This window comes from Methylorubrum thiocyanatum (genome assembly GCA_014138645.1).
In the GTDB taxonomy this organism is placed as follows: domain Bacteria; phylum Pseudomonadota; class Alphaproteobacteria; order Rhizobiales; family Beijerinckiaceae; genus Methylobacterium; species Methylobacterium thiocyanatum.
Genome location: JACJIB010000005.1, coordinates 78,711 through 98,410, shown reverse-complemented (window position 1 = coordinate 98,410; position 19,700 = coordinate 78,711). Strand labels below are relative to the sequence as shown.

Sequence of the window (19,700 nt, the reverse complement as noted above, 5' to 3'; positions counted from 1 at the left end):
CACGGCGCGTCAGCGGATCCCGGGAACGCGATGCGCCACGCTGCGTTGCGGCAAGGAGTGAGCGAAACTTATCCGATCTCGCCGGAGGAGTGTGAGATGGCCGGTTCGTCCGACGCGTCCGGGGCCACGACCCCGTCCGGGGTGCCCCTGACCGGGCCGGCGCGCCTCGATGCGATGAGCGCCGTGCTCGCGCGCAACTGGTGGCTGGTCGCCCTGCGCGGCCTCCTCGCCATCCTGTTCGGGGTCATCGCCTTCGTCGCGCCGGGCGCCTTCGTGCTTTCGCTGGTGCTGTTCTTCGCCGCCTACATGCTGGTCGACGGCATCTTCGGCATCGTCGCCGCGGTGCGGGCGGCGCAACGGCACGATCGCTGGGGCTTCCTGCTCCTCGAAGGCCTGCTCGACATCGTGGTCGGCGTCGCCGCCTTCCTCGTGCCGGCCGCCGCCGTCTGGGCCTTCGTGCTTCTGGTGGCGGCCTGGGCCCTGGTCTCGGGCGGGCTGATGATCGCGGCGGCCTTCCGCCTCCACCTGCATTACGGGCGCTGGTGGCTGGGCCTGGGCGGCGTGGTCTCGGTGCTGTTCGGGATCGCGCTGCTGATCAATCCCGGCATGTCGGCGCTGGTGCTGACGTGGTGGCTCGGCGCCTACGCGGTGGTCTTCGGCGTGCTGCTGCTGATCCTCGGCTTCCGCCTGCGCTCGCGCCATGCGGAGGTGGGGCGCCCCTGACGCCCCACCCCGCTCGCGCCGAAGCGGTCTCCACGCCGGCGAAGGCTTCCGGTGCTCGCCCCCGCGGTCAGCGCCCCGCCACCGGCGGGCCCGCATCGCTGTTGCGCCGGACGGTGACGCGGTTCGGAACCTGATCGTTGTCCGGGCGCCAGAGCGGCACGAGGAAGCGCAGCCACGCGCGGGTTTCCTCGCCGCCGAGATTGCGCTGGGCAATGTCGCGGGTGACGAAGGTCTGGACCGTGAACTTCTCGAAGGCGTAGCCGACCAGTGCCCCTGCCGCGACCTGTCCCACGGGCCGGTAGCCCGGCCGGTTCGTCGGCAGATCGGTCGAGCCGAAGGCGACGGCGCCGAACTGCCACTTGCCGAACCGCTTGGTCGCGGTCAGGTCGAGGTTCATGTAATCGGAATAGTGCACGCCGGTCGGCGAGTTCTCCTCCAGCATCGTCCCGTAATGGAGGTTGGCCGTCAGGTTCCAGCCGTCGCCGACATAGCTGATCGCGAAGCGCTGGGCGATCGAGGCGGAGCGAAGGGCGAACAGCGTGTCGCTCGGCCAGAAGCCGCCGAGGAAGTAACTGACGCCGAGATTGTCACCGATCTTCCAGGCGACCTGCGCCGTGGTCAGCGGCTGGGCGAGGCCCGCCTGCCATGGCCCTTCCTGCGGGCTGACCGCGTTGAACGGGAACGACTGGATCAATCGCAACTGCCCGCCCAGCACCTTCCAGGGAGTCGCCCAGAGGAAGACGACGAGGTTGTTGTTGCCCTGGTTGTCCCGCGGCAGCGTCCCGCGCTCGGCGAAGCTGGTCGTCAGGTTCATCTGGACACCCTCCGGGACCTGCCAGCCCGTCGGGAGACCGACGGTGATGCCCGGGAGCGCGGCGGAACGGGCCAGGGCCGAAGCCGGCATCCCGGCCAAACACGCACACAGCGCGACCTGCGCGTGGCGGCGCGCTTTCTGTCCAAACTGCAACTCGCTTCCCCATTGCTGATCCGCGTGAGCCGCCCGTCCTCGGCTCCGGCGTGTCTCGATCCGTGCGCCTCCTTCATGGGTGGAAAGGAAGGACGGGTACAGCCAAGCCGCGACCCATTGATTGATGGAGTCGCGGACTTGTTACATATTTCATCCAAAGCAACAGACTAAAATTATCGTCCGTCTTCTTTCTGGGGCGGGGTTAAAAGCTATTACTCAATCGTACTCGGATCAGGACTGATAGAAATGGCACACGGAATGCCCGCTTTCGGGCCGTGACATCCGGGAGACGGCCGGGTCGGGTGCCGCGGAGGCTCCCGAACCGGTCAGGCCATCATCGCCCGCGCGGTGTCGGCATCGGCGAGCGGCCGACCGAGCAGGCGGGCCCCGTCCGCGGCGCGGCGCATCTGCGCGGCGTTGCTCTCGGCCCGGCTTCCGTCGGGTGCGAGCAGGCTGTTCTCGAAGCCGACGCGCACATGGCCGCCGAGCGCCGCCGCCGCCAGGGCGCAAGCATTCTCGCGCGGGCCGAAGGCGCAGATCGACCAGAGCGGCAGGCTCTCCCCGGCCTCCGCGAGGAAGGGCAGCAGGTCGGCGGGAACGGAGACCTGACCGGGCGTGTAGCGGCCGAGCACGAAGAGCGGGAAATCCTCGCCCGCGCCGAGAACGCCGCGCGCTTTCAGCGCACGGTAACGGGTGACTTCGTCCGGCGTGTAGAGAATGATCTGGAGGAGAACGCGCTCGGCCCGCGCCCAGGCAAAGAATTGCGCCGCCGCCTCTTCCGCGCCCGCATCGGGCACGATCTCGCGCAGCGCCAGCGACACCGCCTCGGGCCGCGTCGCCCGCACCACCGCCATCTGCTCCGGGCTCTGGTAGCGCCCCGCGGCCTCCGAGGTGATCTGCACCACGAGGCGGTCGCCCACCTCCGCACGGATCGCGGCGGTGACCGCACGATACGCCTCGGCGTCGAGGAGGTGGCGGCCCGCCCGATCGCGGACATGGACGTGGATCAGGGCCGCGCCGGCTTCCGCGATCTCGGCAGCGGTGCGGGCGATCTCGGCGGCCGTGATCGGCAGGGCCGGATGGTCGGCCTTGGTGCGGGTGGCGCCGTTCGGGGCATTGGCGAGGATGAGCGGCGGCCAGCCGGCATCATGCGTCATGGACGGAAGGTCTCCGGACTTGGGGAAAAAATCAGTCGCCCGCGCTCAGGCCGAGGCGCCGCATGCGGTCGGAGAGCGTCTTGCGCGGCAGGCCGAGCGCCCGGGCGGCCTCGGCGATGCGCTGACCGGAGGCCTTCAGCGCGTCCTCGATGACGAGGCGCTCCACCCGGTCGAGCAGGGCGTCGAGCCCCGGCGCCGCCTCGGGACCGCCGGCCAGATCCGGGCTGAGGAAACCGAGCACGGCCCGCTCGGCGGCGTTCTTCAATTCGCGCACGTTGCCCGGCCAGTCGGCGAGCATCAGCGAGCGGCGCAAGGACGGCGGCACCTCGACCACCGGGCGCTGGTACTTCACCGCCGCCTGGACGAGAAAGCGCTCGAACAGCAGCGGGATGTCCTCGCGCCGTTCGCGCAGGGGCGGCAGGGTCAGGGTGACGACGTTGAGGCGGAAGAACAGGTCGCGGCGGAAGCGCCCGGCCTCGGAGAGCGCGTCGAGATCCTCCTTGGTGGCGGCGACCACCCGCAGGTCCACCGGCACGCTCGCATTGGAGCCGAGCCGCTCGACGCGCCGCTCCTGCAGCACCCGCAGCAGCTTCACCTGTAGCGCCAGCGGCATGCTCTCGACCTCGTCGAGGAACAGGGTGCCGCCGCTCGCGTGCTCGACCTTGCCGATGCGGCGCTTGCCCGCCCCGGTGAAGGCGCCGGCCTCGTGGCCGAAGATCTCGCTCTCGAACATGCTCTCGGGGATTGCGCCGCAATTGATCGCGACGAACGGCTTGTCCCGGCGGCGGCCGCCCTCGTGCAGGGCGCGGGCGACCTGCTCCTTGCCGGCCCCGGTCTCGCCGAGCACCAGCACGTCGGCGGCGGCGGAGGCGAGCGAGGCGACGTCGTCCCGCAGCCGCCGCATGGCGGGCGACTGGCCGACGAGGCAGCGCTCCACCGCGCCGCCGGGCGCGTCGCCCCGGTCGAGGGCGTGGCGCAGGCGGCGGTTCTCGGTCACCAGCGCCCGCTTCTCCAGGGCGCGGCGGACCACCTCGACGAAGGCCTCGTTGACGAAGGGCTTCTCGATGAAATGGTAGGCGCCCTCGCGCATGGCGGCGACCGCCATGGCGATGTCGCCGTGGCCGGTGACGAGCACCACCGGCAATTCGGGGTCGCGGCGGCGGATCTCGGCCAGGAGGGCGAGGCCGTCGCGGCCCGGCAGGCGCACGTCGCTGACGACGATGCCAGAGAAGTCGCGGGTGATGGCCGGGAGCGCCGCCTCGGCGCTCTCGTAGGCCTCGACCGCGAGGCCGGCGAGCTGCAGCGCCTGCTCCATGGCAAGCCGGACCATCGCCTCGTCGTCGATCAGCACGACCCGCGCAGGGGGCACGACCGGCTCGGCCTCGGGCAGTTCCGCCTCAGGAAACATGGCGCATCCTCTCCGGCCGGGGCGTATCGGCGGTCTCCTTAGCCGCCTTCCCGGCCACGTCCATCACGAGATCGAAGGCGAGCCCGCCGCCGGGCATCGGCCGAGGCTGGAGGCTCGCGCCGAACTCGCGGGCGATGGCGAGCGAGATCGGCAGGCCGAGGCCGAGCCCCTCCCCCGCCGGCTTGGTGGTGAAGAACGGCTCGAACAGGCGCGCCAGAGCCGCGCGATCGAGGCCCGGCCCGTTGTCCTCGACGCTGAGAACGACCCGCCCCTCCCCGGCCCAGGCGCGCACCGCGACCTCGGCCCCGGGGCGGCCCTTCACCGCATCAAGGGCGTTGCCGACGAGGTTGACCAGCACCTGCGACAGGCGGATCGGCTCGAACACCACCCACTGCGCCGCCGGATCGAGATCGGTCGTCACCCGCGCCCCCGCGTCGCGGATGCGGGCGGACAGGATCGCGAGGCTCTCCGAGACGGCGACGCCGACATCGACGGCGACCCGCTCCGTCCCCGAGCGGCGGGAGAAGCTGCGCAACTGCCCCGTGATCTTGCCGAGCCGGTCCACCAGAGCGACGATGCGGGTGAGGTTGGCGGCGGCCTCCGCCTCCCGCCCCTGCCGCAGGAAAGCGCCCGCGTTGTCGGCCAAGCCCCGCAGGGCGGCGAGCGGCTGGTTCAGTTCGTGGGTGATGCCCGCCGCCATCTGGCCCAGCGTCGCCATCTTGGCCGCCTGGACCAGTTCCCCTTGCGCCTCGCGCAGCTCGCCCTCGGCGCGGGTCCGCTCCTCGATCTCGCCCGCGAGCCGGAGATTGGCCGCGCTGAGGTCGGCGGTGCGATCCGCGACCGCCGCCTCCAGCGCGCGCTGCGCCGCGCGGTTCTCGCGCACGCGGCGCAGGTGCTGGCTCCCGTAGAGGCCGATCAGGCCGAGCAGTCCCAGCACTAGGATCGCGCCGATCCGGGCGCTGCGCCCGGCGATGGCCACCGGCCCCGCGTCGGCGAACAGCAGCAGCGTCCAGCCATAGGCCGGCAGGCTCGCCTCCTCGAACAGGGCGCGGGTCTGCGGCGCCGCCTCAGAGCGGCTGACCAGCGGCACGCCGCCGACGATCTCCGTGTGGCCGCGATCGATCGGAGCGTAGTCGTCGCGCCCGTACTGACGCGACCTCGCCATCCGCGCACGGGCGGCGGCATCGAGCGGCTTCGTCGCGCGGAACTTGAGACCCGGATCGGAGGCGAGGAAGACGATGCCGTTGGCATCCGCCACGAGCACCCGGTCGGTGCCCTCGCGCCAGATCGCCTCGACGGAATCGAGGCTGACCTTGGTCGCGACCACGCCGCGCACCGTGCCGTCGATGATGACCGGCGCGCTGATGAAGTAGCCGGGCACGCCGGTCAGCGTGCCGATGGCGTAGAAGCGCCCGGTGCGTCCGCCGAGCGCCTCCGTGAAGTAGGGACGATAGGAGAAGTCCTGGCCGAGATAGGTCTGGGGCGTGTCCCAGTTCGAGGCGGCGATGGTGAGCCCGGAGGGGATCAGCAGGTAGACGACGCCGGCCCCCGCGTCGCGGCTCAGCCGCTTGAGATAGGCGTTGACGGTGGCGACCTGCGACGGGTCGTCGGGCGCAGCCAGCAATCCGCGCACCCGCGGATCGAGCGCCGCCGCCGCCGGCAGGAAACCGAAGCGCTCGATGGCGCCCTCCAGGCTCTGCGCATAGATCTCCGCCCGCTGGCGGGCATCGCCCGCGAGGCTCTCCGCCACCCGCGCCTCCGCCACCTCCCCGGCCTTGAGCACGGCCAGGACGGCCGCGACCGCGAGGGCCGCGAGGATCAGGGCGCGCGCGGCGGTGGCGCGGGGGATGGGCATGGCGGTTCGCTTCGCCGGTTCGGGCCGGCGCGTCTCGGGGAGCGGTGATCGGACGTGGATCGACCTTCGTCGATCCCATCCTCCGCCCTCATCCTGAAGGCGTGAACAGGATTAACCACCGCGAGACGGGACCGCCAATCGCGTCGGCGGTCCCGTCAGGCAGCCGTCAATCCGTCGTCAGCCCCTTCATCTCCACCTGCTCGAAGCGGTGCTGCTCGGCGGTGACCAGGGCCGAAAGGTCGCGCTTGAGGGCGTTGAAGGCGGCCGAGGCGCTGTCGCGCGGGCGCGGCAGCTCGACCCGCAGGTCGCGCTTGATCGTGCCGGGGCGGTAGGTCAGCACCACGATGCGGTCGGCGAGATAGATCGATTCCTCGATCGAGTGGGTGACGAAGACGATGGTCTTGCCGGTGGCCGCCCAGATCCGCAGCAACTCGTCTTGGAGCGAGCGGCGGGTCAGGGCGTCGAGCGCTCCGAAGGGCTCGTCCATCAGCATCACCGGGCTGTCCAGTGCCAGCACGCGGGCGATCGCCACGCGCTGGCGCATGCCGCCGGACAGGTCCTTGGGGAAGCGGTCGCGGAACTCGGTGAGCTTGAGCATCTCGAGGAGGTCGGCGACCCGCGCCTCGATCGCGGCGCGGCCCAGGCCCTTGATCTCGAGACCGAAGGCGATGTTCTGCGCCACGCTCATCCAGGGGAACAAGGCGTATTCCTGGAACACCATGCCCCGGTCGGGGCCGGGCTCGGCGACCGTGCGGCCCTCCACGGTGATGCCGCCGCGGGTCGGGTGCGAGAAGCCGGCGATGGCGTTGAGCAGGGTCGACTTCCCGCAGCCGGAGGGGCCGAGCAGGCAGACGAACTCGCCGCGGTTGATGGTGAGGTCGATGTCCTTGAGGGCGACGACCTCGCCGCCGGGAACGGCGAAGACCTTGTCGACGCCCGTGATCACGATGTGAGGCGCGGCGGCGAGCGGGGCGGCGACAGGCACGGCGTCCTGCGTGACGGCGGCGATGGGATGCGGTTGCACGGACATGGTCACCCTCACGATTCCAGGCCGCGGTGCCAGCGGAGCAGGTGGTTGTTGAGGCGGCTGACGCCCATGTCGATGATGAGGCCGAGCGCGCCGATGGTCAGCATCCCGGCGATGATCTTGTCGGACCAGAAGTATTCGCGCGCCTCCAGGATGCGGAAGCCGAGGCCGTTGTTGACCGCGATCATCTCGGCCACGATCACCACGATGAAGGCGGTGCCGATGCCGATCCGCGCGCCCGAGAGGATGTAGGGGGTCGCCGCCGGCAGGATGACCCGGCGGAAGATCGTCATCCGGCTGGCGCCCAGGCTGCGGGCGGCGCGGATGTAGATCCCGTCCACGTGCCGCACGCCCGCGATGGTGTTCATCAGCACCGGGAAGAAGGCGCCGATGGCGATGAGGAACACGGCCGGCGCGTTGCCGAGCCCGAACCACAGGATCGAGAGCGGGATGTAGGCGATCGGCGGGATCGGACGGAGCACCTGCATCAACGGATTGATGTGGCGGTAGATCACGTCGCTCGTGCCCATGAACAGGCCGAGCGGCAGGGCGAGACCGGCGCCGACGAGGAAGCCGACGACGACGCGGTAGAGCGAGGCCAGCGCGTCGTGCAGCATCTCGCCGGAGAACAGCCAGAGGAACCACGAGCCCTGCGCCGGGTCGTAGGCTTCGAGCGGGGCGAGATAGGCCCACCAGCGCGCGGCCACGGCGGCGGGCGAGGGCAGCACCATCGGGTTGACGAGGCCGGCGGTGCAGGCGAGCTGCCAGATCACGAGGACGGCGAGGGGAACCGCGAAGCCCTCGGCCAGGGGTTTGAGGCGGGTGGCGTTCATGACGGCGCCCTCAGTTGGTGCCGACGGAAGCCTTGGCGGCCTCCAGCAGGTCGAGCTTCACCCAGTCGGCGGCCTTGGCGGGCTTGGACATCTTGCCGATGCCGTGCTCGGCCATGACGTCGGTGGTCTTCTGGATGTGGTCGGCGCTCATCTCCAGGGTGTAGGGCGAGTTGGCGAGCGCCTCCTGGAACTCGGCGGCGGTGACCTGCCCCTTGAACACGTCCTGGGTGACGAAGGTCTCGGCGGCCTTCGGATCGTCCATGAAGGTCTTCTGCGCTTTGACGAAGCACTCCATGAACTTCGTCGCGACGGGCTTCTTCTCGCCGTAGAACTTCTCGGTCATCACCAGCGTGCGGATCGGCGAGCCGACCGGCGTGTCGTAGGGCTTGATCACCTCGACGCCGAAGCCGCGGGCGATGGCCTGGGCCGATTGCGGCTCGGTCTGCATGATCGCATCGACCTGCTTCTGCAGCAGTGCCTGGTTCAGGTCGGGATAGCCGAGATAGATCAGGTTGACGTCGCGGCTTTTAAGGCCGTGCTTGGCCATCTCGGCCGCGAGCAGCACCTCCTGGATCGAGCCGCGGGTGACGCCGACCTTCTTCCCCTTGAGATCGGCCGCCGACTTGATGCCGGATTCGGGCGTCGCGAGCAGGCGGGCGCCGCCCTTGGCGAAGCCGCCGACGATGGTGACGGGCGCGCCGTTGCCGCGGGCCGAGATCGCGGCCTCCGAGGCGGTGGCGCCGACATCGAGTTCGCCGGCGAGCATCGCCTGCATGATGTCGGGGCCCTTGGCGAAGATCTTGAGATCGACGGCGATGCCGCAGGTCTTGGCGATCTCCTTGACGTAGGAGACGCCGGCGAAGTGGGCGAGCTTGAGGTTGCCGACGCGGACCACTTCCTGGGCGGAGAGCGGAAGCGGGGCGAGCAGCGCGGCGGTCGCGACGGCGAGCGTCGCGAGACGGCGGCCCGTGAGATGAAGGCGTCTGAGCAAGGGGGCGTCTCCCGGATGGCCCGGCTCTGCGGCCGGTGCGGATGGTCCCCTCCTCTTTGCAGAGCGCATGCCAGCCATGCCGGCAGCGCCAGCTGTCGCGCAACACCCTGTTTCGGAACGATATTTCCGGATTCGCTCAGCCTAGCGGGCCGGCGCAGGTGGCGGATTTCCGCCGCCCAGGCTGCGAAAGCGGCGGATGACCGCCACGCGCACGCGCTCGTGATGGACGAACCCTCAGGCCCATCCGTACGGGGCGCGCCGGGTCAGTCGAGCGGGACGAGGACGATGGCGTCGCCTTCGAGCCGCGCCTGGACCGACTGGCCCCAGCGGCTGCCGCCGAGGTCGTCGGCGGTCTTGTAAAGGCCGTCGATGGCAATGAGTTCCGGCTCGAACTTCCGGGCGAGGATGCGCGCGGCGGGGTCGCCCACGGCCCCGGCGATCGCCCGGCCGCGCAGGGCGCCGTAGACGTGGATCGAGCCGCCCGCGATCACCTCCGCGCCGGAGGCCACCGAGCCGAGCACGGTGACGTCGCCGTCGAGATGCTGGATCACCTGCCCCGAGCGCACCGGCGCGTCGAGGACGAAGGAGCGCGGCCGGGGCGGGCTCGCGGGCGCCACCAGCGCCGGGGCGGCCGCAGAGGCCTCGGCCGCGGGTGCCTCGGCAGGAGCGGGAGCGGCGGCGCCGGGCTCGGGCGGCGCGATGTCCTCGACCGGCTTGCCGCCCACCAGCGGCGGCGGGAAGCCCGGTCCGAGCGAGGTCGGCCCGATCCCCTCGATGCCGAGGATGGTGATCGAGCGCCGGTTCAGCTCCTCGCAGAGATGGGCGAGGTCCGAACGCTCAAAGCGCAGGCCCGTCACGTCGAGGATGATCGCCCGCACCGAGAAGAAGGCGGGCGCGCGCTGCTTCAGCGCGTCGAGTTCGGCGAGCCACTGGTCGACCGGCGGCACGGGGGCCAGCACCATCGCCAGGAAGGAGCGGCCGCGGAAGCGGATCGGGGGACGGTCGGTCACGGGCGGATTCGCGGCAGGTGGATCATTCCGGACAGCTTATGGCAGATCGCGGGCCGCTCCGCGCGGGGTCGCGGGCTCCTCAACAGCAAACGCGCCCGCCCCGCGCCTCCGACCGTCAGGCGCGCCCGCCCGGGGCTTCGACCGGCGCATCGTCGGCATCGAGCGCGCGGACGAGGTCGCGCAGGCGGTTCCTGTCGGCATCGAGGGCGAGTGCGGCCTCGGCCCGCTCCAGGGCCATGCGGGATTGTTGCCGGGCCGCCGCCGTGAGCGCGTCGTCTCCCATCCGGCTCAGGGCCGCCAGCCCCTTCTGAAGGCGCAACTGCACCTCGATCAGCCCCGCCCCGTCGCGCGCCATCAGCATGAAGGCGTCCTCGACGAGGTCGGCGGTGTCGAGGGGCGGGACGTGGACGCGGGGATATTTCGGGGCCTCGCTCTCACCGCCGCCCTCGCCCGCGTCGCAGCCGCGGGCCCAGAGGCAGAGCAGGCGGGTCGAGCGGCCCAGCACGTCGATCGCCGTGCCCGGATCGTTCGTGGCCGGGGACAGGGCGCGTGAGCCGATCTCGCTCATCACCGCGAGGCCGAAGCGCGGATCCTGATCGAAGGAACGCTCGCCGCCCACGGAGAACACGGCGCCGACGGCGCGACACAGCTCCTCGGCCTCCGCCCGTCCGGCCTCTCCGCCGGCCCTGATCCGCAGCCGTGCCAGGGGCGTGTGCGGGTAGACGAACGTCCCGGGAACCGCCGCCACGTAGACCTCCGCATCCCGCGCCTCGCAGAGCGCGGACAGGGCCGGCATGTCGATGTGCTGGACGTAGCCGATCGCCTCCGTCGTCACGGGAACGGCCGCGGCCGGGATCTGCCGCCCCGGATCGCGCAGCGGCGCGCCGCCGAGAAAGGGCTCCCGCAGCCGCGCCCGGATCGCCGCGCGGGCCGCCGCCTCGACCCGGTCGGTCGTCTGCCCGACGCGGCCGAGGCGGGTCAGGTGGTCGATCCAACGCAGCAGCGCGATCACGATCAGGGCGATGACGGCGATCGTCACCACGAACAGGATGGACCGGCCCTGCTCGCCGTAGGCGCCGGTCTTCGACACGACGAGGCCGACGATGCCGAACAGGAACGAGCCGAGGAAGGTCGAGAGGACGGTCTGGGTCAGCCGGTCCTCGATCAGCAGCGTCGTGGCGCGGGGCGTGACGTTGCTCGTGGCCGATCCGTAGGCGGAGACCATCACGTTCAGCGAGAAGGTGGTGACAGTCAGCATGCTCGAGGCGATCACGGTGAGGATGCTGTCGAGGGCGTCGGCGCTGATCGTGCCGGGGATCGTGAAGGGCAGGTGGCTGTCCACGACGGCGGCGAGGATCGCGGTCAGGATGCCCATGAGGCCGATCAAGCTGGCCCGCACCCACAGGCGGCGCGTCAGTTGCGCCATCAACCATCGCCAGCGCGGCATGTCCGATCCTTTTCCCCTGTGACGTCGGCGTCCGTCACCGCTTACCACGCGCGGGCCTCCGCCCCGGAGATCCGTGTGATGGGCGAAGGGGATGGCTTCGGCGCGCGGGCGCGGAGCGGGCCGAGGCCGCGCGATCGACGCACCGGCATCGATGCACGGACATGGCTGTCCCGCTCAGGCAAGGCGCGGTGCGCACTTGCCGGATCGGGCGACACCTTATATTGCGACGCGATACCGCCCGAATCCGTACCCTGGCGTCACGACCGTCGAAGCACGGCCCGCGACACGCCGCTTTATGGCCGGGCTCCACGTTTCCGAACGTTTTCGAGACCCTCGATGAAGCTGCGCAACATCGCCATCATCGCCCACGTCGACCACGGCAAGACGACGCTGGTCGACAAGCTGCTCCAGCAGTCCGGCACCTTCCGCGAAAACCAGCGGGTCGAGGAGCGGGCGATGGACTCGAACGACCTCGAGAAGGAGCGCGGCATCACCATCCTCGCCAAGGCGACCTCGGTCGTCTGGCAGGACACCCGCGTCAACATCGTCGACACCCCCGGCCACGCCGATTTCGGCGGCGAGGTCGAGCGCATCCTCTCGATGGTCGACGGCGTGATCGTGCTCGTCGATGCCGCGGAAGGGCCGATGCCGCAGACCAAGTTCGTGGTCGGCAAGGCGCTCAAGATCGGGCTTCGCCCGATCGTGGCCATCAACAAGGTCGACCGGCCGGACGCGCGCATCAACGAGGTCGTCAACGAGGTGTTCGACCTGTTCGCGGCGCTCGACGCCACCGACGAGCAGCTCGACTTCCCGATCCTCTACGGCTCCGGCCGCAACGGCTGGATGGCCGATTCCCCCGACGCCTCGCCGGATGTCGGCCTCGCGCCGCTGTTCGACCTCGTGCTCAAGCACGTGCCGCAGGCCCGCGTCGAGGACGGCCCGTTCCGGATGCTCGGCACGCTGCTCGAAGCCAACCCGTTCCTCGGCCGCATCATCACCGGGCGCATCGCCTCGGGCACGGTGAAGCCGAACCAATCGATCAAGGTGCTCTCGCGGGACGGCAAGGTCGTGGAGACCGGCCGCGTCTCGAAGATCCTCGCCTTCCGCGGCCTTGAGCGGGCTCCCATCGACGTCGGCGAGGCCGGCGACATCGTCTCCATCGCCGGTCTGCTCAAGGGCACCGTGGCCGACACCTTCTGTGATCCGGCCGTCAACGAGCCGATCCAGGCCCAGCCGATCGACCCGCCGACCGTCACCATGTCCTTCATCGTCAACGACTCGCCGCTGGCCGGCACCGAGGGCGACAAGGTCACGAGCCGCATGATCCGCGACCGCCTGTTCAAGGAGGCCGAGGGCAACGTCACGCTCAAGATCGAGGAAGCCGCCGATAAGGACTCGTTCTACGTCTCCGGCCGCGGCGAGCTGCAGCTCTCGATCCTGATCGAGACCATGCGCCGCGAGGGCTTCGAGATCGCCGTGTCCCGGCCACGCGTCGTCCTGGAGAAGGACGAGGCCGGCGAGATCCTGGAGCCGGTCGAGGAAGTCGTGATCGACGTCGACGAGGAATACTCGGGCGTCGTCGTGCAGAAGATGTCCGAGCGCAAGGCCGAGATGATCGAGATGCGGCCCTCGGGCGGCAACCGGCTCCGGCTCGTCTTCCACGCGCCGACCCGCGGCCTCATCGGCTACCAGGGCGAGCTGATGACCGACACCCGCGGCACCGCAATCATGAACCGCCTGTTCAAGGCCTACGAGCCCTACAAGGGCGAGATCGCCGGCCGCCGCAACGGCGTGCTGATCTCGAACGACAAGGGTGAGGCCGTGGCCTACGCCATGTGGAACCTCGAGGACCGCGGCCCGATGATGATCGAGCCCGGCGCCAAGGTGTACCAGGGCATGATCGTCGGCGAGCACAACCGCGAGAACGACCTCGAGGTGAACGTGCTCAAGGGCAAGAAGCTTACCAACATCCGCACCACCTCGAAGGACGAGGCCGTGCGCCTGACGCCGCCGATCCGGATGACGCTGGAGAAGGCGCTGGCCTGGATTCAGGACGACGAGCTGATGGAAGTCACGCCGAAGTCGATCCGCCTGCGCAAGATCCACCTCGATCCGAACGAGCGCAAGCGCTTCGAGCGTTCGAAGGAAGCGCTGACGGGCTGACCCTCGCCCCTTCGAGCAAAATCAAAAGGCCCCGATGCGGTGGACGCATCGGGGCCTTTTTCGTGGACGTTCCGTGATCCGAAGAAGGCGTGTTGGGATCGCCGGCTCCCCCTCCCCCCGCGTGCGGGGAGAGGGGATGCGCCGGGCCCGGATCGATCCCCCGGTAACCCGGCAGGGTCGTGGTCAGGCCGCCCGGATGGTCTGGAGGAAGTGGCGGACCTGTCCGTCGAGATGCTCGGACTGGCGCGACAGTTCGGAGGCCGAGGTCAGCACTTGGCTCGCCGCCGCGCCGGTCTCCTCGGCCGCCGAGGCGACGCTGGCGACATTGCCCGTCACCGCGCCGGTGCCGGCGGATGCCTCGGAGACGTTGCGCACGATCTCCTGCGTCGCCGCGCCCTGCTCCTCCACCGCCGCGGCGATGGTGCCGGCGAGCCCGTCAATCTCGCGGATGCGCGTGGCGATGTCGGCGATGGCCGTGACCGCCTGACCGGTGATGGACTGCACCTGACCGATCTGACCCGAGATCTCGTCGGTCGCCCGCGCCGTCTGGTTGGCGAGTTCCTTGACCTCGGCGGCGACCACCGCGAAGCCGCGCCCCGCCTCGCCGGCGCGGGCCGCCTCGATGGTGGCGTTGAGCGCCAGCAGGTTGGTCTGGCCGGCAATGGTGGAGATCAGGCCCACCACGTCGCCGATCTTGGCGGCGGCCGCGCTCAGATCCTGCACGAGCTGGGCGGTGCCCTCGGCCTCGACCACGGCCTTCTGTGCCAGGCTCGTCGAGCCGGTGACCTGCCGGGCGATCTCCTGCACCGAGGCGCCGAGTTCCTCGGCGGCCGCGGCGACCGTGCCGACATTGGTGGCGGCCTCTTCCGCAGCGGCGGCCGCGGCGGAGGATTGGTCGGCCGTCTGCGCGGCGGTGCCGGCCATGCTCTCGGCGGTCGCCTGCAGCTCCGTGGCGGCGGAGGACACCGCACCGACGATGCTGCTCACCGCCCGCTCGAAGTTGTCGGCCATCTCGCGCATCGCCGCCTTGCGCTGCGCCTCGGCACCGGCCCGCGCCAGCGCCGTCTCCTCTTCCAGGGCGCGGGTGCGGATCAGGTTGTCCTTGAACACCTGCACCGCGTTCGCCATGGCCCCGACCTCCTCGCGGCGCTCGCGGAAGGGGATCTCGACGCTCGCGTCTCCTTCCGCGAGGCGGCCCATCAGCGCGGTCATCCGGCGGACCGGGCGGGAGACGAAGCCGTTCAGCACCAGGATCCCGAGCCCGGCCACGACGAGGAGGGCGACGAAGCCGGCGCCGACGGCGAAGCGGGACGACGCGGCCGCGTCCTTCACGGTGGCGGCACGGACTTCCAGCAAGCTGGTCTCGGAACTCGCGATCTCGGCGGCGGCCTTGCGCACCGCGTCCATGGCGCTCTTGCCCGCACCGGACGCCTCGATCTGACGCGCCTGCGCCTGGGTCGCCTCGTTGCGCATCAGGGCGATCTCGCGCTCGGCGACGTCTCCGATCCATTGACGGGTCGCCGCATCGAGTGCGTCGAGCCGGCTCACCTGCTGCGGGTTGTCGGACACGAGGCCGCGCAGCCGCCTCAGCGTCTCGCCATAGGTCTTGGCGCCCGAATTGTACGGCTCGAGGAAAGAGGGATCGGCCGAGATCAGATAGCCGCGCAGACCGGTCTCCTGATCCACCAGGGCACCGGTGAGCCGATCGAGCTGAAGCAGAACCTCGTAGCTGTGATCGCGCCAGCGATTCGACTCCTCGATCGTGCCGAGGCTGCGCCAGCTCGTGAAGGAGGAGCCCGAGACGGCGGCGATGACGAGAGCAAAAACCAAGACAAGTTTGGCGACGACGGGAAGATTGGTTAGGGCCCGCATAGACTCGACCTAAGCAGTGAATGCGCCGCACGGCGGCCGCGCTTGCTCAATTTGATTGTCTCTCAGCCGCTAAATTCAGGTTAATCGCCGAAGGCGCGAAACAACCTCACGAGGAGCGCATGGGATGCGCCACCCCCGCGTGATTCGCGCCGATCACAGGATCCGGCGATCCCCGGGGACAGGGACCGGCTTATGGAATGTTTCCAGCGGCCCGTTTCGGACAAACGCCTGAAATGTCAGACGTTTTACGGAAGATGTCGATGCGGTGGAAACATCTTGCCCGGCAATTCTTGCCCGGTGCGCTTAAAAATTAACCCTCCGGTAACCATCCCGGCGGTCAATGGGCGCGTCGGTAAGGAAACGTCAACGCCCGTGACCAGCCCCGCTCCCACCCGCCCTTCACTGCCGCTGCGAGGCCGCGTGTTCCGCGCCGTCTCGCTGACGCCGGAAGCGCCCCTCGCCGAGTGGCTTGCCCTCCTGGACGGCGCCCTGAAGCGATCGGCCACGCTGTTCGACGACAGGGCCGTGATCCTCGACGTCGCCGGCCTCAAACCCGCGCCGTCCGAGCTGGAGAGCCTGATCGCCGAGCTGTCGGCGCGCAAGCTCCGCATCCTCGGCATCGAGGGTGCGGACGCCCCCCTGCCTTCGAACCTCCCGCCGCGGCTCGTCGCCGGGCGTCCCGCCGGCGACAGCTTCGAGGCGCCGGCGTTCGAGGAAGAGAAGCCGGGCGTGTCCTCCCTCACCATCGAGGGCTCGGTGCGCTCCGGCCAGAGCATCGTCCACCGCGAGGGGGACGTGACCGTGATGGGCTCGGTGTCCTCGGGCGCCGAGATCCTCGCGGGCGGCTCCATCCACGTCTACGGCGCCCTGCGCGGGCGGGCCATCGCGGGCGCCGCCCGCAACCCCCGCGCACGCATCTACTGCCGCAAGTTCGAGCCCGAGCTTCTCGGCATCGACCGCCTCGTCCGCACGGCCGAGGACATGGGCACTCACCTGCGCGGCCAAGCGGTCCAGATCTGGTCCGACGGCGGCGCGATCAAGATCGCAGCCTTGGGTTAAGGGGAAACGAGAATGGCCAAGGTTCTTTGTGTCACGTCCGGCAAGGGCGGCGTCGGCAAGACCACCACGACGGCAGCGCTCGGTGCGGCGCTGGCGCAGGCCGGCGAGAAGGTCTGCGTGGTCGATTTCGACGTCGGCCTGCGCAACCTCGACCTGATCATGGGCGCCGAGCGGCGCGTGGTCTACGACCTGATCAACGTCACCAACGGCGACGCCAAGCTGCCGCAGGCGCTGATCCGCGACAAGCGCCTGGAAAACCTCTCCCTGCTGCCGGCCTCCCAGACCCGCGACAAGGACGCGCTCACCGACGAGGGCGTCGAGCGGGTGATGGGCGAGCTGCGCGAGAAGTTCGACTGGATCGTCTGCGACAGCCCCGCCGGGATCGAGCGCGGCGCCCAGCTGGCCATGCGCCATGCCGACGTCGCCGTGGTCGTCACCAATCCCGAGGTCTCCTCGGTGCGCGATAGCGACCGGATCATCGGTCTCCTCGATTCCAAGACCGTGCGCGCCGAGCGCGGCGACTCGATCGAGAAGCACCTGATCCTCACCCGCTTCGACCCGGCCCGCGCCGACCGCGGCGACATGCTCAAGGTCGACGACGTGCTCGAGATCCTCTCGATCCCGTTGCTGGCCATCATCCCGGAGAGCCTCGAAGTCCTGCGCGCCTCGAACGTCGGCTGCCCGGTGACGCTCAACAACCCGCTCTGCGCGCCGTCGCGCGCCTACATCGATGCCGTGCGTCGCCTGAAGGGCGAGACCGTGCCGATGGCGATCCCCTCCGACCGCAAATCCCTGATCAACAAGCTGTTCACACGGAGGGCCGCATGAGCGTTCTGACCTTCCTCAAACCGCGCGGGTCGAGTTCCGTCGCCCGCGAGCGCCTGCAGCTGATCCTGGCACACGAGCGCGCGGAGCGTTCGGAGACGGGTCGGCCCGACCTGATCATCACCCTGCGCGAAGAGATCCTGAACGTGATCGCCAAGCACGTGACGGTCGAGCGCGACAAGGTGCAGATCAAGCTGGAGCGCGGCGAGGGCGTCTCGACGCTCGGCGTCGACATCGAATTCCCCGTCGACGCGATCTCGAAGGCCAAGCCGAAGGCCAAGCGCGCCATCGCCTGAACCGGAGTTTCGAAACATCGGCAAGCCCGCGGCATCGGATCGATGCCGCGGGCTTTTTCGTCGCCTGTTCGTGTTTTGGGGCGGCGCGCCGCGACGGTTCAGGCCGCGGCCCCCGCGACGACGGCGGCGGGCCGGCGGTCGCGGATCAGCACCAGCGCCGCCGCGGCGATCAGGCATAAGCCTCCCGCGATGAAGAAGGCCGGCAGGTAGCTCGCATAGACGGTGCGGCTGAAGCCGGCCCCGTAGGCGGCGCAGGCGGCGCCGAGCTGGTGGCCCGCGAACACCCAGCCGAACACGAGATTGGCGCGCTCGCCGAACCGGTCGGCGGTGAGCTTCACCGTCGGCGGCACGGTCGCGACCCAATCGAGGCCGTAGAACACGGCGAACAGGGAGAGGCCGTAGAAGGTGAAGTCCGAGAACGGCAGGAACAGGAGCGAGAGGCCGCGCAGGCCGTAATACCAGAACAGCAGCCAGCGGCCGTCGTAGCGGTCGGAGAGCCAGCCCGATCCGATGGTGCCGACGAGGTCGAACACGCCGATGACGGCGAGCATCCCCGCCGCCGCGACCGAGCCGATGCCGTAATCGCCGCACAGCGAGACGAAATGCGTCTGGACGAGGCCGTTGGTGCTGGCGCCGCAGACGAAGAACGTCCCGAACAGCACCCAGAACGTCACCGAGGTCGAGGCCTCGCGCAGCGCCAGCAGCGGCGAGGCGAGCATGGCCCCGAGGCTCTGGGGCGCGGGCGGCGGCGGCGCGTCAGCCGTCGCGCCGTAGGGACGCAAGCCGAGATCGGAGGGCCGGTCGCGCATCAGGGTCAGGACGGCCAGCACCGCGACCGCGAGCATGGCGAGGATCAGGGCCAGTGCCGCGCGCCAGCCGTAGCGCTCGGTGAGCGCCGCGAGCAGCGGCAGGAAGACGAGCTGGCCCGTCGCCGTGCTGGCCGAGAGCAGACCGAGCACGAGGCCGCGCCGGGCCACGAACCAGCGCGTCGCCACGGTGGCGCCGAGCACCATCGCCGTGAGTCCGGTGCCGATTCCGACGACGAACCCCCAGAGCAGCAGGAGGTGCCAGATCTCGGTCATCGCCAGCGAGCCCGCGATGCCCGCCGCGATCAGGGTCAGCGCCACGGCCGCGACACGCCGGACCCCGAAGCGGTTCATGAAGGCGGCGGCGAAGGGGCCGAGCAGGCCGAACAGGACGAGGCGCACGGCCAGCGCGGAGGAGATCTCCGCGTTCGACCATCCGAACTCCCGCGCGAACGGGGCGATCAGCACGCCGGGTGCACCGACGGCTCCGGCGGTGACCAGCATGGTCAGGAAGGTCACGGCCACGACGACCCAGCCGTAATGCGGCCGGGCGGATTCCGGGGTCGGTGCGACGGTGTGCATGGCCTCGAACTCCTCGAGAGGGACACCAGCGAAGCGGCTCTTGAATAGCGTGCAACCGACATCTAAAATAGCTCTAGCGTTCCAGCAACCTCTATTTTCGAGGGCCCTGATGGGGAGATCGAGCCGGGTTCAGGCCGGGGAGAACCGCGCCCGCATCGTGCAGGTCGCGAGCGACCTGTTTCGTGCCCGCGGCATCGAGGCGGTCGGCATCGCCGACGTGATGAAGGCGGCCGGGATGACGCAGGGCGGCTTCTACAAGCACTTCGCCAGCAAGGATGCGCTGGCGGCGGAAGCCTGCGCACTCGCCTTCGCCAGCGCCGCCGAGACTTGGCGCGATGTGGCCCGGACGGCGGCGGCGGAGGGGCGCGACGGCGCCGCCGCCATCGCCGACCACTACGCGTCGGTCCGGCCGCCGAGCCGGACCTGCCCGATGATCGCGTTCGCGGCCGATGCCGCCCGCCGCGGCAGCGGGGATCCGGTGCAGCGGGCGTTCCGCGAGGGCGTGCAGACCCTGTTCGAGACCTTCGCCGACGCCGTGCAGGGCGATCCGACGCCCGAGGCCGGGGAGCCCCTGCGGAGCCGGTTCGCCGCGATGGTCGGCTCGAACCTCCTGGCGCGCTCGGTGCAGCAGGAGGCCTGGGCCTCCCGCGCCGCGCCGCCGGCCTCGTAGGCGCCCCCC

Annotated in this window: 17 protein-coding genes; 6 read left to right on the top strand and 11 right to left on the bottom strand. The window is 70.2% G+C overall.

The window, feature by feature from the left end; all coding sequences use genetic code 11:
* Window positions 1–96 precede the first annotated feature (96 nt).
* Window positions 97–723: an HdeD family acid-resistance protein gene (locus HNR51_RS14835; RefSeq protein WP_182555434.1), complete on the top strand. Its 627-nt coding sequence runs from the start codon at window positions 97–99 to the stop codon at window positions 721–723.
* Between the two features lie 67 nt (window positions 724–790).
* Here HNR51_RS14835 and HNR51_RS14830 read toward each other — a convergent pair whose 3' ends face one another.
* From HNR51_RS14830 to HNR51_RS14790, 9 genes are all read right to left on the bottom strand, one after another.
* Window positions 791–1,690, bottom strand: coding sequence for a transporter (locus HNR51_RS14830; RefSeq protein ID WP_182555433.1), 900 nt, complete (start codon window positions 1,688–1,690; stop codon window positions 791–793).
* Between the two features lie 326 nt (window positions 1,691–2,016).
* Window positions 2,017–2,847 (bottom strand): beta-keto acid cleavage family enzyme, encoded by an 831-nt coding sequence (locus HNR51_RS14825; RefSeq protein WP_182555432.1) that lies wholly within the window; start codon window positions 2,845–2,847, stop codon window positions 2,017–2,019.
* 31 nt (window positions 2,848–2,878) lie between these two features.
* Window positions 2,879–4,255 carry a sigma-54-dependent transcriptional regulator gene (locus tag HNR51_RS14820; RefSeq protein ID WP_182555431.1) on the bottom strand — a complete coding sequence of 459 codons (1,377 nt, stop codon included), beginning with the start codon at window positions 4,253–4,255 and terminating at the stop codon, window positions 2,879–2,881.
* A complete protein-coding gene (locus tag HNR51_RS14815) occupies window positions 4,245–6,110 on the bottom strand; it encodes a sensor histidine kinase (protein ID WP_182555430.1) in 1,866 nt (621 codons plus the stop codon). Before HNR51_RS14815 ends, HNR51_RS14820 begins: the two co-directional genes overlap by 11 nt.
* A gap of 166 nt (window positions 6,111–6,276) precedes the next feature.
* Window positions 6,277–7,140: an ABC transporter ATP-binding protein gene (locus tag HNR51_RS14810; RefSeq protein WP_141950752.1), complete on the bottom strand. Its 864-nt coding sequence runs from the start codon at window positions 7,138–7,140 to the stop codon at window positions 6,277–6,279.
* A gap of 8 nt (window positions 7,141–7,148) precedes the next feature.
* Window positions 7,149–7,970, bottom strand: a complete 822-nt coding sequence (locus HNR51_RS14805) for an ABC transporter permease (protein ID WP_012453132.1) — start codon at window positions 7,968–7,970, stop codon at window positions 7,149–7,151.
* 10 nt (window positions 7,971–7,980) lie between these two features.
* Window positions 7,981–8,961 (bottom strand): ABC transporter substrate-binding protein, encoded by a 981-nt coding sequence (locus HNR51_RS14800; protein ID WP_182555429.1) that lies wholly within the window; start codon window positions 8,959–8,961, stop codon window positions 7,981–7,983.
* 263 nt (window positions 8,962–9,224) lie between these two features.
* Window positions 9,225–9,971 (bottom strand): septum site-determining protein MinC, encoded by a 747-nt coding sequence (gene minC / locus HNR51_RS14795; protein ID WP_182555428.1) that lies wholly within the window; start codon window positions 9,969–9,971, stop codon window positions 9,225–9,227.
* Window positions 9,972–10,086: 115 nt separating this feature from the next.
* The gene (locus tag HNR51_RS14790) at window positions 10,087–11,418 is read right to left on the bottom strand and encodes a DUF2254 domain-containing protein (protein ID WP_182555427.1); all 1,332 of its coding nucleotides are present in this window, start codon (window positions 11,416–11,418) and stop codon (window positions 10,087–10,089) included.
* A 336-nt stretch (window positions 11,419–11,754) separates the two neighbouring features.
* On the opposite strand from HNR51_RS14790, the gene typA reads away from it, so the two are divergent.
* The gene (gene typA, locus HNR51_RS14785; RefSeq protein WP_012453136.1) at window positions 11,755–13,581 is read left to right on the top strand and encodes a translational GTPase TypA; all 1,827 of its coding nucleotides are present in this window, start codon (window positions 11,755–11,757) and stop codon (window positions 13,579–13,581) included.
* 183 nt (window positions 13,582–13,764) lie between these two features.
* Here the strand turns inward: typA and HNR51_RS14780 are convergent, their stop codons facing one another.
* Window positions 13,765–15,453, bottom strand: a complete 1,689-nt coding sequence (locus HNR51_RS14780; protein ID WP_182555426.1) for a CHASE3 domain-containing protein — start codon at window positions 15,451–15,453, stop codon at window positions 13,765–13,767.
* A gap of 420 nt (window positions 15,454–15,873) precedes the next feature.
* Between HNR51_RS14780 and minC (HNR51_RS14775) the strand changes: the two genes are divergently transcribed.
* Genes minC (HNR51_RS14775) through minE form a run of 3 tightly spaced genes read left to right on the top strand, consistent with a single transcriptional unit; the run spans window position 15,874 to window position 17,633 of the window.
* Window positions 15,874–16,512, top strand: a complete 639-nt coding sequence (minC, locus tag HNR51_RS14775) for a septum site-determining protein MinC (protein WP_012453138.1) — start codon at window positions 15,874–15,876, stop codon at window positions 16,510–16,512.
* A 12-nt stretch (window positions 16,513–16,524) separates the two neighbouring features.
* The gene (gene minD, locus HNR51_RS14770; RefSeq protein ID WP_012453139.1) at window positions 16,525–17,340 is read left to right on the top strand and encodes a septum site-determining protein MinD; all 816 of its coding nucleotides are present in this window, start codon (window positions 16,525–16,527) and stop codon (window positions 17,338–17,340) included.
* On the top strand, window positions 17,337–17,633 hold the full coding sequence (gene minE, locus HNR51_RS14765) for a cell division topological specificity factor MinE (RefSeq protein WP_012453140.1): 297 nt from the start codon (window positions 17,337–17,339) through the stop codon (window positions 17,631–17,633). The genes minD and minE overlap by 4 nt, the downstream gene beginning before the upstream one ends.
* 98 nt (window positions 17,634–17,731) lie before the next feature.
* Here minE and HNR51_RS14760 read toward each other — a convergent pair whose 3' ends face one another.
* Window positions 17,732–19,021: an MFS transporter gene (locus HNR51_RS14760; protein WP_182555425.1), complete on the bottom strand. Its 1,290-nt coding sequence runs from the start codon at window positions 19,019–19,021 to the stop codon at window positions 17,732–17,734.
* Window positions 19,022–19,130: 109 nt separating this feature from the next.
* On the opposite strand from HNR51_RS14760, the gene HNR51_RS14755 reads away from it, so the two are divergent.
* Window positions 19,131–19,691, top strand: coding sequence for a TetR/AcrR family transcriptional regulator (locus HNR51_RS14755; protein WP_012453142.1), 561 nt, complete (start codon window positions 19,131–19,133; stop codon window positions 19,689–19,691).
* Window positions 19,692–19,700 lie beyond the last annotated feature (9 nt).

Excerpts from the sequence above, each read along its gene's own strand:
- HNR51_RS14755 (WP_012453142.1), top strand. The coding sequence starts at position 19,131 with ATGGGGAGATCGAGCCGGGTTCAGGCCGGGGAGAACCGCGCCCGCATC.
- HNR51_RS14810 (WP_141950752.1), bottom strand. The coding sequence starts at position 7,140 with ATGTCCGTGCAACCGCATCCCATCGCCGCCGTCACGCAGGACGCCGTG.
- HNR51_RS14820 (WP_182555431.1), bottom strand. The coding sequence starts at position 4,255 with ATGTTTCCTGAGGCGGAACTGCCCGAGGCCGAGCCGGTCGTGCCCCCT.
- HNR51_RS14760 (WP_182555425.1), bottom strand. The coding sequence starts at position 19,021 with ATGCACACCGTCGCACCGACCCCGGAATCCGCCCGGCCGCATTACGGC.
- HNR51_RS14825 (WP_182555432.1), bottom strand. The coding sequence starts at position 2,847 with ATGACGCATGATGCCGGCTGGCCGCCGCTCATCCTCGCCAATGCCCCG.
- HNR51_RS14805 (WP_012453132.1), bottom strand. The coding sequence starts at position 7,970 with ATGAACGCCACCCGCCTCAAACCCCTGGCCGAGGGCTTCGCGGTTCCC.
- HNR51_RS14790 (WP_182555427.1), bottom strand. The coding sequence starts at position 11,418 with ATGCCGCGCTGGCGATGGTTGATGGCGCAACTGACGCGCCGCCTGTGG.
- HNR51_RS14815 (WP_182555430.1), bottom strand. The coding sequence starts at position 6,110 with ATGCCCATCCCCCGCGCCACCGCCGCGCGCGCCCTGATCCTCGCGGCC.
- HNR51_RS14835 (WP_182555434.1), top strand. The coding sequence starts at position 97 with ATGGCCGGTTCGTCCGACGCGTCCGGGGCCACGACCCCGTCCGGGGTG.
- minD (WP_012453139.1), top strand. The coding sequence starts at position 16,525 with ATGGCCAAGGTTCTTTGTGTCACGTCCGGCAAGGGCGGCGTCGGCAAG.
- minE (WP_012453140.1), top strand. The coding sequence starts at position 17,337 with ATGAGCGTTCTGACCTTCCTCAAACCGCGCGGGTCGAGTTCCGTCGCC.
- typA (WP_012453136.1), top strand. The coding sequence starts at position 11,755 with ATGAAGCTGCGCAACATCGCCATCATCGCCCACGTCGACCACGGCAAG.
- HNR51_RS14780 (WP_182555426.1), bottom strand. The coding sequence starts at position 15,453 with ATGCGGGCCCTAACCAATCTTCCCGTCGTCGCCAAACTTGTCTTGGTT.